Origin of the sequence: Rhodopila sp., assembly GCF_965277165.1 — a bacterium.
Taxonomy (GTDB): domain Bacteria; phylum Pseudomonadota; class Alphaproteobacteria; order Acetobacterales; family Acetobacteraceae; genus Rhodopila.
Genome location: NZ_CBDICE010000005.1, coordinates 1,603,906 through 1,618,883 on the forward strand (window position 1 = coordinate 1,603,906; position 14,978 = coordinate 1,618,883).

Annotated in this window: 17 protein-coding genes; 8 read left to right on the plus strand and 9 right to left on the minus strand. The window is 63.2% G+C overall.

Annotation, left to right across the window (positions count from 1 at the left end; all coding sequences use genetic code 11):
* Positions 1-4: 4 nt before the first annotated feature.
* The gene (locus ACQY4Y_RS08075; protein WP_428490035.1) at positions 5-1,228 is read left to right on the plus strand and encodes a flavin-dependent oxidoreductase; all 1,224 of its coding nucleotides are present in this window, start codon (positions 5-7) and stop codon (positions 1,226-1,228) included.
* 21 nt (positions 1,229-1,249) lie between these two features.
* Here ACQY4Y_RS08075 and ACQY4Y_RS08080 read toward each other — a convergent pair whose 3' ends face one another.
* From ACQY4Y_RS08080 to ACQY4Y_RS08110, 7 genes are all read right to left on the minus strand, one after another.
* Entirely contained in the window at positions 1,250-2,566 is a 1,317-nt protein-coding gene (locus tag ACQY4Y_RS08080; RefSeq protein WP_428490036.1) for an NtaA/DmoA family FMN-dependent monooxygenase, read from the minus strand.
* A 159-nt stretch (positions 2,567-2,725) separates the two neighbouring features.
* Positions 2,726-3,385 (minus strand): glutathione S-transferase family protein, encoded by a 660-nt coding sequence (locus ACQY4Y_RS08085; protein ID WP_428490037.1) that lies wholly within the window; start codon positions 3,383-3,385, stop codon positions 2,726-2,728.
* Positions 3,382-3,879, minus strand: coding sequence for a VOC family protein (locus tag ACQY4Y_RS08090; RefSeq protein ID WP_428490038.1), 498 nt, complete (start codon positions 3,877-3,879; stop codon positions 3,382-3,384). Before ACQY4Y_RS08090 ends, ACQY4Y_RS08085 begins: the two co-directional genes overlap by 4 nt.
* 123 nt (positions 3,880-4,002) lie before the next feature.
* The gene (locus ACQY4Y_RS08095) at positions 4,003-4,650 is read right to left on the minus strand and encodes a glutathione S-transferase family protein (protein ID WP_428490039.1); all 648 of its coding nucleotides are present in this window, start codon (positions 4,648-4,650) and stop codon (positions 4,003-4,005) included.
* A 61-nt stretch (positions 4,651-4,711) separates the two neighbouring features.
* Positions 4,712-5,170, minus strand: coding sequence for an SRPBCC family protein (locus ACQY4Y_RS08100; RefSeq protein WP_428490040.1), 459 nt, complete (start codon positions 5,168-5,170; stop codon positions 4,712-4,714).
* Positions 5,167-5,604, minus strand: a complete 438-nt coding sequence (locus tag ACQY4Y_RS08105) for an ArsR/SmtB family transcription factor (protein ID WP_428490041.1) — start codon at positions 5,602-5,604, stop codon at positions 5,167-5,169. The genes ACQY4Y_RS08100 and ACQY4Y_RS08105 overlap by 4 nt, the downstream gene beginning before the upstream one ends.
* A 15-nt stretch (positions 5,605-5,619) precedes the next feature.
* Positions 5,620-5,991, minus strand: coding sequence for a hypothetical protein (locus ACQY4Y_RS08110; protein ID WP_428490042.1), 372 nt, complete (start codon positions 5,989-5,991; stop codon positions 5,620-5,622).
* Positions 5,992-6,290: 299 nt separating this feature from the next.
* On the opposite strand from ACQY4Y_RS08110, the gene ACQY4Y_RS08115 reads away from it, so the two are divergent.
* Complete coding sequence (locus ACQY4Y_RS08115; protein WP_428490043.1) at positions 6,291-7,265, plus strand: D-2-hydroxyacid dehydrogenase; 975 nt, start codon at positions 6,291-6,293, stop codon at positions 7,263-7,265.
* A 27-nt stretch (positions 7,266-7,292) separates the two neighbouring features.
* On the opposite strand, the gene ACQY4Y_RS08120 is transcribed toward ACQY4Y_RS08115, so the two are convergent.
* Both ACQY4Y_RS08120 and ACQY4Y_RS08125 read right to left on the minus strand, forming a co-directional pair.
* Entirely contained in the window at positions 7,293-8,081 is a 789-nt protein-coding gene (locus tag ACQY4Y_RS08120; protein ID WP_428490044.1) for a cyclase family protein, read from the minus strand.
* Positions 8,081-8,983 carry a dioxygenase gene (locus tag ACQY4Y_RS08125; protein WP_428490045.1) on the minus strand — a complete coding sequence of 301 codons (903 nt, stop codon included), beginning with the start codon at positions 8,981-8,983 and terminating at the stop codon, positions 8,081-8,083. Before ACQY4Y_RS08125 ends, ACQY4Y_RS08120 begins: the two co-directional genes overlap by 1 nt.
* A gap of 293 nt (positions 8,984-9,276) precedes the next feature.
* Between ACQY4Y_RS08125 and ACQY4Y_RS08130 the strand changes: the two genes are divergently transcribed.
* The 6 genes from ACQY4Y_RS08130 (at position 9,277) to ACQY4Y_RS08155 (ending at position 14,946) form a co-directional block, all read left to right on the plus strand.
* On the plus strand, positions 9,277-10,542 hold the full coding sequence (locus ACQY4Y_RS08130) for an amino acid ABC transporter substrate-binding protein (protein ID WP_428490046.1): 1,266 nt from the start codon (positions 9,277-9,279) through the stop codon (positions 10,540-10,542).
* A gap of 78 nt (positions 10,543-10,620) precedes the next feature.
* Positions 10,621-11,499 carry a branched-chain amino acid ABC transporter permease gene (locus tag ACQY4Y_RS08135; protein WP_428490047.1) on the plus strand — a complete coding sequence of 293 codons (879 nt, stop codon included), beginning with the start codon at positions 10,621-10,623 and terminating at the stop codon, positions 11,497-11,499.
* Positions 11,499-12,428 (plus strand): branched-chain amino acid ABC transporter permease, encoded by a 930-nt coding sequence (locus tag ACQY4Y_RS08140; RefSeq protein ID WP_428490048.1) that lies wholly within the window; start codon positions 11,499-11,501, stop codon positions 12,426-12,428. Before ACQY4Y_RS08135 ends, ACQY4Y_RS08140 begins: the two co-directional genes overlap by 1 nt.
* Positions 12,425-13,156 carry an ABC transporter ATP-binding protein gene (locus ACQY4Y_RS08145; protein ID WP_428490049.1) on the plus strand — a complete coding sequence of 244 codons (732 nt, stop codon included), beginning with the start codon at positions 12,425-12,427 and terminating at the stop codon, positions 13,154-13,156. The genes ACQY4Y_RS08140 and ACQY4Y_RS08145 overlap by 4 nt, the downstream gene beginning before the upstream one ends.
* A gap of 37 nt (positions 13,157-13,193) precedes the next feature.
* Positions 13,194-13,877 carry an ABC transporter ATP-binding protein gene (locus tag ACQY4Y_RS08150; RefSeq protein WP_428490050.1) on the plus strand — a complete coding sequence of 228 codons (684 nt, stop codon included), beginning with the start codon at positions 13,194-13,196 and terminating at the stop codon, positions 13,875-13,877.
* Between the two features lie 175 nt (positions 13,878-14,052).
* Positions 14,053-14,946 carry a pyruvate, water dikinase regulatory protein gene (locus ACQY4Y_RS08155; RefSeq protein WP_428490051.1) on the plus strand — a complete coding sequence of 298 codons (894 nt, stop codon included), beginning with the start codon at positions 14,053-14,055 and terminating at the stop codon, positions 14,944-14,946.
* The last annotated feature ends 32 nt before the right edge of the window (positions 14,947-14,978 follow it).

Sequence of the window (14,978 nt, forward strand, 5' to 3'; positions counted from 1 at the left end):
GACCATGCGGATCATCATCGCCGGCGGCGGCATCGGCGGCCTGACCCTGGCCCTGATGCTGCACCAGAGGGGCCTCGACTGCCAGGTCAATGAAGCCGCGGCGGAACTGAGGCCGATGGGCGTCGGCATCAACGCGCTGCCGCATTCGATCCGTGAACTCGCCGCCCTCGGCCTGCTGCCGCGACTTGACCGGATCGCCATCCGCACCCGTCAACTGACCTACAGCAACCACCTGGGACAGCAAATCTGGTCGGAGCCGCGCGGGCTGTTCGCCGGCCACGATGTGCCGCAGTTCTCGGTCCACCGCGGCCGCTTGCATGCCATGCTCTGGCAGGCCGCCACCGAACGGCTCGGCTCCGACGCGCTATGCTCGGGGCGGCGGCTGGTGGGCTACACGCAACATGGCGATGGCGTGGTGGCGCGATTCCAGCAGCCCGACGGCAGCCGGCAGGACGTAACCGGGGATGCACTGATCGGTGCCGACGGCATCCACTCGGCCCTGCGTGCCAGCCTGCATCCGGACGATCCCCCGGTGCGTTGGAACGGCACCCAGATGTGGCGAGGCGCGGTGGAATGGCCGGCGTTTGACGGCGGCGACAGCATGGTGATCGCCGGCGACGCGGTCGCCAAATTGGTGCTCTACCCGATCGCGCCGGGCAACACCGCCGACACCAGGCTGATCAACTGGGTGATCTACGCCAAGGTCGCCGATGCCAGCCAGCCACCGCCTCGGCGGGAGGACTGGTCGCGCCTCGGCGACTACCGGTCGTTCCGGCATCTGGCGGAACGGCTGCATCTGCCGTTCATCGATGTCGGCCGCATGATCCGTCAGACCGGCGAAATCTTCGAGTATCCAATGTGCGACCGCGACCCGCTGCCGTGGTGGACCCAGGCGCGGGTCAGCCTGCTCGGTGACGCCGCGCATCCGATGTACCCGGTCGGGTCGAATGGCGCGTCCCAGGCGATCCTGGACGCGCGTTGCCTGGCCGACCTGTTCGGGCGCCTCCAGGTGCCCGAGGCACTTGCCGCCTATCAGGCCGACCGGCTGCCCGCCACCGCTTCCGTCGTCCAGTCGAACCGCACCGGCGGTCCCGAACGGGTGATCGATCTGATCGCCACCCGCGCCCCGCTTGGCTTCGCCCGCATTGAGGATGTGGCGACCGAAACCGAGCTCGTCGGGATCGTCAAGGGCTATGCCCAACTCGCCGGCTTCAGCCTCGGGCGCTGACCAGGGCCGGACCGGCCGCCATCAAAACTCCAGCAGGTTGGCGCGGAATTTCTGGTGCCCGTAGGCCGAACGGACCAGGCCACGATCCTGCAGCGCCGGCACCAGGCCGTCCTCGATCTCGGCCAGCAGCCGCCGGCTGACATTGGGCATCGAGAACAGGAAGCCGTCGCCGCCGACTTCCTGCATCACTTCTCCCATCCTGGCCGCGACCGAGTCCGGCGTGCCGATCAGTTCGACCGACAGCGCGGTCACGTTGTGCTCGCCCATCGCCTGGCGCAGCGTGCGCCCCGCGGCCATGGTCTTGAACTGGTCCAGGGTCTGCTGATGCCCGTTGGTGGTCAGTTCGTCACTGATCGGCTTGTCGAGGTCCATGCCGCCGAAATCGATATTCATCAGCTTGCCCAGGAAGGCCAGTCGCTGGGGAATTTGCGCCGCCGCCCTGGCCTCGCGGATGCGCTTTCGCTCCTGCGCGTCGGCCGCGGTTTCGCCGATGATCGGGGCGACCATGAACAGCACCTTGCACTGATCCGGATCGCGGCCATGCGCTGCCATGCGGGCGCGGACATCGTTTCGGTAGGCCTTCATCCCGTCGATGCCCTTCGGATGCGCGACGATGGTGTCGGCGTGCTGCGCGGCAAAACCGCGCCCGCGCGGCGACCCGCCGGCCTGAGCGATCACCGGACGCCCCTGCGGCGCCGGGCCCGAATTCAACGGGCCGCGGGTCTTGTAGAACTTGCCCTCAAAGTTCACCGCATGGACCTTGCTGGGATCGACCAGCGAACCGGATGCCCGGTCGGCGATGATCGCGCCCGGCTGCCATGACGACCAGAGCCGCTGCACTACATCGATATACTCATCAGCCATGTCGTAGCGCAGGTCGTGTTCCGGCATCCCGTCCAGGCCAAAATTCATCGCCGCGAAGTCGGAGCTTCCGGTCACCATGTTCCAGCCGATCCGCCCGCCCGACACCTGATCCAGCGTAGCCACCAGCCTGGCCAACAGATACGGAGGATAGGCAAAGGTGCCGAACGTTGGCACGATGCCGATGCGCGACGTCACCTGGGTCATCAGCGCCGCGACCACCGACGGATCCTGCCGCGGCACAGCGATGCCGTGTTTCAGGTAAAGTTCGGTCGAGCCGCCAAAACTCTCGCCGACATAGGATGAATCCTCCAGCAGGATGTAGTCGAAGCAGGCGCGTTCCAGGCTGCGCGCCATGTCCAGGAACAGCTCCGGCTGTTGCCAACTGGTGCCGATATGGCCGGTCCACGGTTCGGCCCAGGCCTGAACGCTGGACCCCTGCAGGAACCAGGCAAGATGGAATGGGTTGCGCGACATGGATCGCCTCCGCCGATGGGTTCGGCGAAATGCAAGCAAGCCGCGTGCCCAACCGCAATCCCGGGAAGCGAGCGACCCAAGCGGCAGGACGGGCGCCGGGCGCATTCGTCGATACACCGGTCACCACAGCGGTGCCGGTCGACGGGCCGGGCGCTTGCTTCAGTCTCGGTCGGGCGCGCCGGGCGGGAAGAAACGCCGATAGGGACGCGCGTCCTCGATGCAGCGGGCAAACGAAGGACGCGCCAGCAGCCGGCCGCGATAGGCCTTCAGCGTGGCGTGACTCTCGCCGATCGGCTGCACCCAGTCGGCATAGAACAGCGCGGGCGCGGCCGCCGCATCGGCCAGCGTGAACGCCTCGCCGGCGGCCCATCGGCGCCCCGCCAGGGCATGGTCGAGCCAGCCATAGATCGCGTCGAGCGAGGTTCGGGCCTGGCTGACTCCGTAACGATCCCGGGCGTCTTCGGGACGGCGCGCATCGGACACGATCGCCTGCATCGGGGCCATCACGTGGCCGTCGAACACCCGATCGAGCATCCGAACCTGCACCGCCTGCTTCGCGTCTGCCGGGATCAGCGGCACCGGGCCGGCATGAAATACCTCCAGGTGCTCGATGATCGCGCTGGTTTCGACCACCGTCGTGGTGCCATCGACCAGTATCGGGAACCGGCCCACCGGCCAGCGCCGGGCCAGCTCCGCCGCGTTCTCTGGATGATCCGCACCGAGCATGCGGAAGTCGAACGGCGTCTCGTTCTCGTACAGCGCGATCAGCGCCTTCATCGTGTAGGACGAAAACGGGTGGCCGAAGAGCTGCGGGCTCATCCAATCGCGCTCCCTGCCCGCGCCCGCTTGATCGCGGCGATGTCGATCCGCGTCATGGTCATCATTGCGTCCATGGCCCGCTTCGCCGCCGCCCTGTCGGGATCGGTGACAGCGTTCATCAGCGCGCGCGGTGTGATCTGCCAGGACAGGCCGAACTTGTCCTTGCACCAGCCGCATTGCGATTCCGAGCCGCCGTTTTCAACGATCGCGTTCCAGTAACGATCGGTCTCCTCCTGGCTGTCGGTATAGACCAGGAAACTGGCCGCTTCGTTGAATTTGAATTGCGGGCCGCCGTTCAGTCCAAGGAACGGCATCCCCAGCACGGTGAACTCGACCATCAGCTCATCACCCTGCTTGCCGTCGGGATAGTCCGCTGGCGACGAGTGGCGGGCTTTCACGGCGCTGTCGGGAAAAGTGGCAGCATAGAATTCAGCCGCCTTCGAAGCCTGGCCATGGCCGAACCACAGGCAGGTGGCAATCTTGTTCGGGGTCATCTCCAGGCTCCCTGTTCGTGGCCGGTGTGTGGGATCGGCCTGAGGCAGCAAGCTCCGGCAGAGATCACGCAGCCCTGGAAAACCGCCATTGTTTCTTCCCCTTTACGTTGTAGTCGAGCGAACTCAGCTCGCGGCCGGCGCCTTGAAGGTCGCCCACTGATCGGCCATCGCCTTCCTGAATGCCGGCCGGCTTTCCCCGCGCCGGGTATAGGCCGACAGAAGCGGAAAATGGGCGAGTTCGGCGTTGCCGCGCAGCTCACTCAGCACCGAGATCATCATCAGGTCGCCAACGGTGAATTCATCACCATCCAGCCAGACATTGTCGCCGAACACGGCTTCGAGATCGGCGAGGCGGGTCTTCAGGTCGCCGACCACCTTGGCGTGGCGCGCGTTTGACCATTCGCGATCCGCCTCGAATATGTCGTTGACTGCAAGTGCCATGACATACGGCTCGACGGAACTGAGCGCCGCCGCCAGCCATTGCAGCGCCCGCATGCGCCGGGCGGGTTTCGCCGGAATCAACTGGCCGGCGCGTTCGGCGATGCGCAGCACGATGGCGCCCGATTCAAAAATCGCGACCTCGTCGTCGCGGTAGGTCGGCACTTGGCCGAAAGGCTGCAGGCGGCGATGTTCGGGACTCTTCGAATCAGCGATCAAGTCCACCCGGTAGCACTGGCCGACTTCCTCGAATGCCCAGCGCGGGCGCAGGTCGCGGACAAAGCCGCGCGCGAACTCAGGGACCCAGCCGAAAGTCGTGATGGTCGGAATCATTGCTTTCTCCCGGTGTGTTTCGGCGAACGGTGTGTTTCGGCCGAGCGCGCAGGCTGCACGATCATTGCAAGCTCAGCCCGGCCGCGCCGGTGAAATGTCGCACCAGCTTGTCGAGCGCGCCGTTCCAGCCCTGCTCGTGGCTGGCCCGCGATGCCTCGGTCCGCAGACGCGAATGGGTGAAGGTGAGTTCACAGCCGATATCGATCGGCCGCAGGTCGATCTCGACACGCGACTCTTCGCCTGCTTCCTGAGGCTCGCCCGCATCGGTCCAGCGCCAGCTCATGACCAGGCGGCTGGGTCTGACGACTTCCAGATACGCGCCGCTGCTCTCATGTTCGCTGCCGTCGATCATCCTGAACCGCACCCGGAAGCGGCCGCCCACGCGGACATCGGTTTCGGCAAGCAGCACCGGTCCGTCGTCCGGCCCCCACCAGCAGGCGATGCCGTCCGGCGCGGTCAGCGCGTCGAACACGATCGACGGGCGCGCCGCGATCCGGCGCACCAGGGTCAGGCTGGTCATGGCGTGCTTTCCCCAATCTTCGCCGCGCCGGTCTTCGCCGCGCCAATCTTCGCCGCACCGGTCTTCGCCTCCTCGGCCTCGGCATAAGCGGCGAGCCGGTCGAGGCGGTCCGACCAGAAGCGTTCATAGTGGCGCAGCCAATCCATCGCCGCTTCCATCGGGCCGGGCGCGAGCCGCACCGCAACGGTGCGGCCGTGCTTCGATCGGGTGATCAGCCCCGCGGTGCCCAGCACGTCGAGATGCTTCATCACCGCCGGAAGCTTGATCGCGAACGGCCGCGCCAACTCGCCGATCGATACGCTGTCCCCGCGCTCCAGGCGTGCCAGAATCGCCCGGCGCGTCGGGTCACCGAGGGCTGAGAATGTCCGGTCGAGTTGCGTCGCTTGAAACTTCACCATATGGCAAAGTATTGGGGCGAACAGAGGTCGTGTCAAGCAACCCGGCGACCCTCAGGCGCCGGTTCCTTCCACGAAACAGATGATCCGCATGCCCGCCCAGCATGCCACGCCCTCACCGGTGGGATTGTCGTGCCGGTGCAGCACGCTGTTGTCCGGAACGTCGACCCAGGCGAACGGCGGGTTCTGCCAGCGCGCGAACTCGCCGCCGATGAAGGCCTGGAAGTGACCGTTCGTGATGCGGTATTGCACCGTCCTGCAATCTGCCAGGTCGCAACAGGACTGATGGGTATTCGGCAGGTGCAGGCTGCGGAACCAGGGAGCCAGATCCGGATCGGCGCCGGGCGGAGGAGCAGCCCGCGGCATTGTCTGGTAGCCAAAGATCAAGCTAGCCGCCGCGAGTGAGGTGATCAGCCGTCTTGGCATCCGATCGATCCTTCGCCGTTCGATGGTTCGGTCAACGTCAGACCTCGGTCACGTCCCCGAAACGACCGGGAGACAGCATCCGGGAATGTGAGCCGAAGCCTATGGCGATCCGCGTCGCCGCTCAATCACAGTCAGTTGCGCGGCCGCGTCGGCGTGGGTTCGGCCGTGGTCACCGGGAGACGGATCGCCTGGTTCGGTGGCGCTTTGATTCAGGGGCGATTTTCTCCGATAACCTATCGATCGCCGGTGGCGCCTGGCCGTCGGGCGGCCCGACACCAACCAAGCCGTGGAGCCGACCCATGAGCAATGCCTTCACCTTCCTTATGCTGCCGCTGCAGACCGCGCTGACCCGTCAATGGGCCGACCGGCTAGCGCGATCCGTGCCTGGCATGAACCTGGTGCTTGCCAAGGACCAGGAAGCCGCCGCCGCGGCGATCCCATCCGCCGACGCCGCCTTTGGTACGCTACCGCCCGAGCTGCTGGCCAAGGCCCAGCGGCTGCGCTGGCTCCAGGCGCCGCAGGCCGCCCCGCCTGCCGGCTACTATTACCCCGAACTGGTGGCGCACGCGCTTACTGTGACCAACTTCCGGGAGATCTACAACGACCACATCAGCGCCCATATCCTCGCCTTCGTGCTCGCCTTCGCCCGCGGCCTGCATGTCTTCATCCCCCAACAGCTTCGCCGCGTCTGGGCAAAGCCGCCCGCCGACCAGGGCGTCGTCCCGCTGCCCGGTTCGGTCGCGCTGATCGTTGGCCTGGGCGGCATCGGCGGCGAGACCGCACGTCTGCTGTCCGCCTTCGGCGTGCGCGTCATCGCGGTGGATGCGCGCCGCACCGACCGGCCGGACCATGTGGCTGAACTTCACCAACCCGAGGAACTGGACGCCCTGTTGCCGCGCGCCGACTTCGTGATCCTGACGGTGCCGCACACGCCGGCGACCGAAGGCTTCTTCGATCGGGCGAAATTCCGCCTGATGAAGCCAGCCGCGTTCTTCATCAATATCGGGCGCGGCATGACCACCAGGCTCGACGACCTGGTCGCGGCGCTCGAAGCCCGCCAGATCGCCGGCGCCGCGCTCGACGTCTATGAGCAGGAGCCGCTGCCGCCCGGGCATCCGCTATGGGTCATGCCCAACGTGCTGCTGACCCCGCATATGGCCGGCTACGGCCCGCATCTGAACGACCGGCGGTTCCAGATCATCGAGGACAATTGCAGGGCCTTCGCCGAGGGCCGGCCGCTGCGCAATATCGTCGACAAATCGAACTGGTTCTGAACCAGGTGGGTCGGCGGCGTCCCTGGATCAGTCGTTGAAGACTGCCACGGCGCGAGTCCAGCCGGCCGAGGCGCGATGCACCTTCACCGGGAAACAAACGATATCGAACCCGAATGGCGGCAGCGTCGCAAGGTTGCCGAGCTTCTCCATCTGGAAGTAGCCGATCTCGCGCCCGGCGCGATGACCCTCCCAGATCAGGCCGGCGTCGCCGGTCGCCTTCACCTTGTCCCGAGTGAACGAGAACGGCGCGTCCCAGCTCCAGGCATCGGTGCCGACCACGCGCACGCCCCGTTCGGTCAGCCACAGCGTCGCCGCCTTGCCCATCCCGCAGCCGGTATCGACGAAATCGTCTTCGCCATAACGCGCCCCGGCCGCGGTATTCACCACCACGATATCGAGCGGCCGGATGTCGTGGCCGACGCGCTTCAGCTCCGCCTCCACATCGCCCGCGGTCGCGACATAGCCATCCGGCAGATGGCGGAAGTCCAGCTTTACGCCGCGCTGGAAACACCAGTCCAGCGGCACGTCGTCGATCCGCCACGATGGTTCCCCACCCGGCTTCACCGCATGATTCATGCTGGAAAAGAAGTGATACGGCGCATCCATATGCGTGCCGTTGTGAGTACTGATCGTCGCCGTCTCGACCGCCGCATACTCGCCGCCGGGCAATTGATCGACCCTGACCGCCATATACTCGGCCATCGCCGGGGCGGTCTGGTGGTGGTCCATGTATTCGATCTTCGGCAGCATATGTGGCGGATCGCTGCGGATTCCGGCTTTCAGCGGCGACGAGATATCAACGATCCGGCGCGGCATTACTCGGCCGCCTTCATCATCTTGGTGGGATCGGCGCCGACCCGGCCAGTTTCACCCGGCGCCGCCTTGGCCAGGCGGAAATCGTAATGCACTGAACGCAGCCCGGGAACCGGGCACGCCGGGTCCTGCCGCGCCTCTACTACCAACGACTGCGATACACCGAACACGGTGTCGGACTCGATATTCGGGTCATCGCCGAAATACAGCGCGGTCACCAGTTCCCGGTGGCCCTCGGCGCCGATCAGGCAATGGATGTGCGATGGGCGCATGCCGTGACGATTCTGCATCATCACCATCTCGCCGACCGGTCCATCCATCGGGATCGAATAGCCCAGCGGGCGCACCGTGCGGAAATGGTAGGCGCCGTCCGGTCCGGTCAGGAAGTTGCCGCGCATGTCCATCGACTCGCCGTTGCGTTCCTGCAGGTCGTACTGCCCGCGTTCGCTGGTCTGCCAGACCTGGATCAGCGCTTTGGCTAGCGGCGCGCCGTCATTGTCGGTCACCTTGCCCCAGACGACGATTTCCTCGACGCTGGGCTGCTCGACGATCTGGCTGCCCATCGGCATCACCGCCACGCCTTCGCGATAGAACGGTCCCAGCAGCGAGCTTTGCGAACCGAGTTCGCGCGCCTTCTTGTCGTGCAGCGCGTTGACCACCGCGCTCAGTCCCAGCACGTCCGACAGCAGGATGAACTCCTGGCGCAACGGCGAGCATTTCTGACCGACCTCGGTCAGGAACTGGATCCCCAGCAGCCATTCTTCGGGCGTCAGGTTCACCTCGCGGGCAAACGCGTGAAGGTGCTTCACCGCCGCCTCGCCGATTTGCTTCAGACGCGGGCTGGCGGTGCCCGCCATCTGGCGCAGCGTTTCATCGGTGGTGGTGAATTCGTCCAGGTCCTGCATGGCTTTGGCCTCCACTTGTCGCGCTTACGATACCGCATGATCGCGCCGGCCCCAACGTGGGCCTTCGCCTCAGCCCGAGCCATTGGCCGCCAGCCAGGCGCAAGGCCGACGGGCTCGGGCCCGGGAATTACGCAGGCTGCAACCTAGCGGCAAACCCTAGCACTTTGCCAGTCGGCCGCCTTGCAATATAGCTTCTAGTCCAAAGCGCGATGGTCCGAACTTGTCACCCATCACAGCGTCAACTCGGGCGTGAATCGATTACAAACAAAAAGCCAGCGGGAGGAAACATTATAATGCCAAGACGCCCCAACCGGAGTTTTTGGGCCGGCGCCTTGCTCGCCGTCGGCCTTCTTCTCGCCACGGTGCCAAACGCCAGCGCCGCCGATCCAATTACCATCGGTTTCGGGATGGCGCTGACCGGAGGCCTGGCTCCGAACGGTAGGGCGGCTCTGCTGGCGATGCAGATCTGGGAGCAGGAGATCAACGCCAAGGGCGGCCTGCTCGGCCGGCCGGTCAAGCTGGTCTACTACGATGATCAGTCCAATCCCGCCAACGTGCCGGGCATTTACACCAAGTTGCTTGACGTGGACAAAGTCGATCTCGTCATCAGCGGCTACGCCACCAACATGGTTGCCCCGGCGATGCCGGTGGTCATGCAGCACCAGAAGACCTTCCTCGGGCTGTTCGCCCTCGCCGCGAACACCGAGTTCCATTACCCCAACTACTTTTCGATCAGTCCGACCGGCGGCCCGCATCCGAAGCAAAGCTTTTCCAAAGGCTTCTTCGAGGTGGCCATGGCGCAAAACCCGAAGCCGACAACGCTCGCGATTGTTGCCGCCGACGCCGAGTTCGCCCGCAACGCAACCGACGGCGCGCGTGTACTGGCCAAGCAGGCCGGTCTAAAGATCGTTTACGACAGGACTTACCCGCCAACGACCAATGACTATACCTCGATCGTGCGCGGGATCCAGGCCGCCAACCCCGACCTCGTGTTCGTCGCTTCCTATCCGCCCGACACCGTCGGCATGGTCCGGGCGGCCAGCGAAATCGGGCTGAAAACCAAACTGTTCGGCGGCGGCATGGTCGGCCTGCAGTCGACCGCCATCAAGACGCAGTTGGGCCCACTGTTGAACGGCATCGTCGACTACGATTACTGGCTGCCGTTCAGCAGCTACGCCACACCCCAGGCGCTGGACTTCCTGAAGCGCTACCAGGCCAAATCCGCGGCCGCCGGCGTCGATCTGCTTGGCTTCTATATACCGCCCTTCGCCTACGCCGACATGCAGGTGTTGCAAAAAGCGGTGGAGGGTGTCGGCAGCCTCGACCAGCAGAAACTGGCCGACTACATCAGGTCCCACACGTTCCACACCGTCGCGGGTGATATCACCTTCGGCCCGAATGGCGAGTGGACCGAGGCCCGCGTGCTAGAGGTTCAGTTTCAGAATGTCAAAAGCAACGACGTCGATCAATTCAAGGATCCGAAAGTCGAGGTCGTGCTCTACCCAGAATCAATGAAAAACGGCTCGCTTATCTACCCATATACCAAAGCAAAAAAGTGAAGCCGTCCACCCCCCCGGCGCAGAATTTACTAGAGTCCGTCGTGCAGCAAGCCACTCAAAAACGGCGCATTTGAAGCGATGGATTTTTCCTTCGACCTCCTAAGCAACGCCCTTGTATCCGGGATCCTCCTGGGCGGCTTCTATGCGGCTGTCACAATTGGGGTCTCGATCTCCTTCGGTATGCTGGATGTCGTCAACATTGCTCATCCTGGGTTTATCGTCCTGGGTTCCTATACAGCGTTTATCGCCAACAGTAGGTTTGGCTTTGACCCGATCCTATCAAGTATTGTCCTATTGCCTCTGTTCTACTTGTTGGGAGCGGCCATTTACAGCCTTTACGACGTCGCTTTTGAACGAAGAGGTGATGCCTCAATTCGCGGTTTGGCCTTCTTCTTCGGCATCTTGTTCGTCATCGAGGTTGGCTTGGTGCTGGCGTTCGGCGTGGATTACCGATTAGTGGTTGCGCCCTATATCGGACCGAGCCTGCACATCGGTGGCGTTGATCTGCCACTGCGGCTCGTCGTTCCGTTCCTGGTGTCTTGGGCGCTCATTGGCGTGCTGCAATCGTTTATGTCCTACACGTTCCTGGGACGAGCGATTCAGGCGGTGGCCCAGGATCCAATGGCACTGCGCCTCATGGGGGCTCATCCAGGCCGAATTAAGCGAATTGCCTTTGGCCTTTCGATCGCCAGTGCGTCGATCGCGGGCGCGACCCTGATCATAATTCAGCCAGTGGAGCCCTCAATCGCTCGCGACTACATTGGTCGAATTTTTGCGATCTCCGTGATGGGGGGTCTTGGAAGTTTTGGCGGGACAGTGGTGGCGGCGATGGCATTGGGTGTCATGGAAAGCCTCACTTCGACCTTTTACGGGCCATCTTGGTCGCCGGCTGTGGCCTTCGGCCTCCTGCTCGTGACACTCGCGGTGAGGCCGGCGGGCCTGTTTGGACGCACCTAGTGCGTAATGCTCGGTTCCTCTTCTTTGCGTTGCTAGTGGCGGCGCTGACCTTCGGATTAGTCAAACTAATCAACAATGCTTATGTGTTCTTTGCTGGTTACGTCGTGCTGCAATACATCGTGCTGGCAACGGCCTGGAACATCCTTGGTGGTTACACTGGTTATGTGAACTTTGGCACCGCCGGTTTCTTTGCTCTCGGTGCCTACACCACCGTGCTGTTACATAAAACCGTGCCCCTGTTACCGTTGCCGGCAATGATGCTGGCGGGCGGAATAGTGTCGGGTGTCGTAGGTTTAGCCATGGGCTATCTAACGCTCAGATTGCGCGGAGCATTTTTCTCGATCGCAACGCTGGCGATGGCAATCGTGACGCAAACTCTGATCACCAACTGGGACTTTGTTGGAGGATCCCGGGGCGCCTACATCATTCGGCCTACTCACTCGCCAATCTTTGGCGGCGATTATGTTCAATATTTGTTTATCGTCATGCTTATATTGGCCTCGGCGTCGGTTGCGGTTGCGCGGGCCATAGAGCATTCTCGATTGGGGTATGGGTTCTCGGCTATTCGCGACGACGAATTGGCAGCCGAGGCGTCCGGGGTCCCAACACTGCGATTAAAGCTCATCGCGACGGTGCTGTCGGGCGGTTTGATGGGGATGGCCGGCGCGCCGTTGCCGTATTATGTGACATATATTGATCCCGCGTCAGGCTTCAGTCTGAGCTACGCCGTCAATACGATTGCCATGCCACTGATCGGCGGAATGGGGACGTGGGCGGGACCCGTCATAGGCGCCATTCTGATCGCTGTGATGGAGCAGATTGCTGTCGTCACAATATCATCGGCGTTGTCCCTCTTGCTGGTAGGTTTGTTACTCGTGGCATTCGTGGTCGCAGCACCTCGAGGCATCCTGGGTTGGTTTGAACGATGAGCGAGGCGCTGCTGACGGTCGAGGGATTGAGGAAAAGGTTTGGTGGTTTTGTCGCGCTCTCAGATGTGGAGCTTCAGATTGCCGTGGGTGAACGTGTCGGGCTCATCGGACCAAACGGTTCCGGCAAGACCACTTTGGTGAATTGCCTTTGCGGCACGCTGCGGCATGACAGCGGAAAGATTGTCTTTCGCGGGGTCGAACTAAGCGGCTTTTCTGCCCATAGAAGGACCAGGTTGGGCTTGGCTCGCAGCTTTCAGTTGCCCCGACCTTTCCCAACAATGACGCTAGCGGAGAACGTTCTCATCCCCTGCCTTTATGCGGGAGGCGAGAAACGGACCCGCGCAGCGTTCCGGTCAAGCCAGCGATGCGAGGAACTGCTCGACATGGTCGGTCTGTTGGACAAGGCTGACCGCAGACCAGGGGAGCTCACTCAGATTGAACTGCGAAAGCTCGAACTGGCGCGGGCGATGGCATCCGAACCGACACTAATGATCGCTGACGAGGTCATGGCCGGTCTCTCCCACCAGGAGGTGGACGAAATCCTTACCCTCCTGATGAAAGTTAACGCACGCGGCGTTAGCATAGTAATGATCGAACACATCATGCGAGCGGTGCTGGCGTTTTCGCAGCGATTGATCGTCTTGGTGGCTGGGCGAAAAATCGCCGACGGCGATCCAAAGCATGTAATAGGCCAGCCCGACGTAGTGGCGGCTTATCTTGGCAGCTAGTCTCTCTATCGACGGTCTGCATGCTGGATATGGTGTCGTGAAGATTTTGCACGGCATTTCCCTGTCTGTCGCGGAAAGCGAGATCGTGGCGCTCCTGGGCACCAATGGGAATGGCAAATCCACCTTGATGAAGTGTGTGATGGGAATGGTTCGTCCGTCCGCGGGATCAATTGCCGCTGAGATTGATGGAATTCGGCATGAACTGATCGGAATGTCTACAGAGGCTATCGTTGATCTCGGCATTGGCTTCGTACCGGAAGGGCGCCACTTGTTCCCGCGGTTGACGGTCAACGAGAACCTTTTGATGGGTTCGTTCCGTAAGAAGGCGCGTACCGCAGTCCAGCAAAACCTTGCCTTCTGCTTTGAGCTCTTTCCGCGTCTGGCCGAACGACGAAGACAACTCGCCGGGTCCATGAGTGGAGGCGAGCAACAGATGCTCGCGCTTGGCCGCGCCTTGATGTCTGCGCCGCGCTTGCTGCTGATCGATGAGCCATCGGTTGGGCTGGCGCCCCTGCTGGTGGCGCGGACCATAGACAAAATCAAAGAGCTGAAGGATAGCTTCCAACTCGCGGTCTTGATGGCGGAGCAAAATTTCAGCCAAGCCATCCGCATAGCCAACCGCGGCTACATAATAGTGCATGGCCGCATCGAATTTGCAGGCGAATCGAATCATGAATTGAGCAATAACGACCTAATCCGCAAGTTTTATCTTGGTGCATAGTTATCAGCTAAGCGAAACAACGACGCGCAGGCTAACCTCTTGCGGGGTAGCTACTCTGCCTGCAACAGCCCCCGCCGCAGCAGATTGACCCATCTCGGCGCGCCTAAGTGGGCAGCCAGGCGCAAAATCCCGGATAGCGCTCGCCGCGTGGTCGCTGGCCCTGTATGGTCGGGCTATGGACCCGCCCCTCGAAGCCCAGCGTATCAACCTGCACCTGGTGTCGGATGCCACCGGGGAAACCCTCAATGCCATCGCCCGGGCCACCACCGTGCAGTTCGAACCAGCGCAGATCATCCATCACCGCTGGAGCCTGATCCGCACCCGCTTCCAGCTTCACCGCGTGCTTGAAGGCATCGAGGCCGAACCCGGTCCGGTTCTGTCCACCCTGATCGACCGCGCCTTGCGGCTTGAACTCGACACCACCTGCGGGCGGCTCAACGTCAAGGTGGTCAACGTCCTCGATCCGGTGATCGACGCCCTGCAGGACGTCATCGGCCAGAAGGCCGAGGCGCGGCCCGGCCGCCAATACGTGCTCAACGCGGATTACTTTTCTCGCATCGATGCGATGCATTACGTGCTGGCGCATGACGACGGCCAGGCCCAGCCTGGGCTGGCCGGGGCCGACGTGGTGCTGGTCGGCGTGTCGCGAAGCTCGAAGACACCGACCTGCTTCTATCTGGCCAATCGCGGCATCAAGGCGGCCAACGTGCCGCTGGTCCCCAACCTGCCGATCCCGCCGGGGCTGGGGGAGATCAGGTGCCCGGTGATCGGCCTGACCCTGGCGCCCGAGGCGCTGATCGACATCCGCCGCCATCGCTTGCGTCTGATCGGCGGCGGCAGTCAGACCGGGCCAATCCGAGCCGATGCCTCGGAATACGTCGATGAAGACGCGGTGCGGTCCGAACTGCTGTGGGCCCGGCGGTTCTGCAACAGCCATGGCTGGCCGACGATCGACGTGACCCGCCGTTCGATCGAAGAGACGGCGGCGACGGTGTTGCAGTTGATGGAAGCCTGGCACAACCGCAAGCCCAAGACAGAGGCCAGGCCACCCCCACGATCCGGCCCCTGAACCGTTCGGCCCGCGGGCGTCCGGATGGCCCG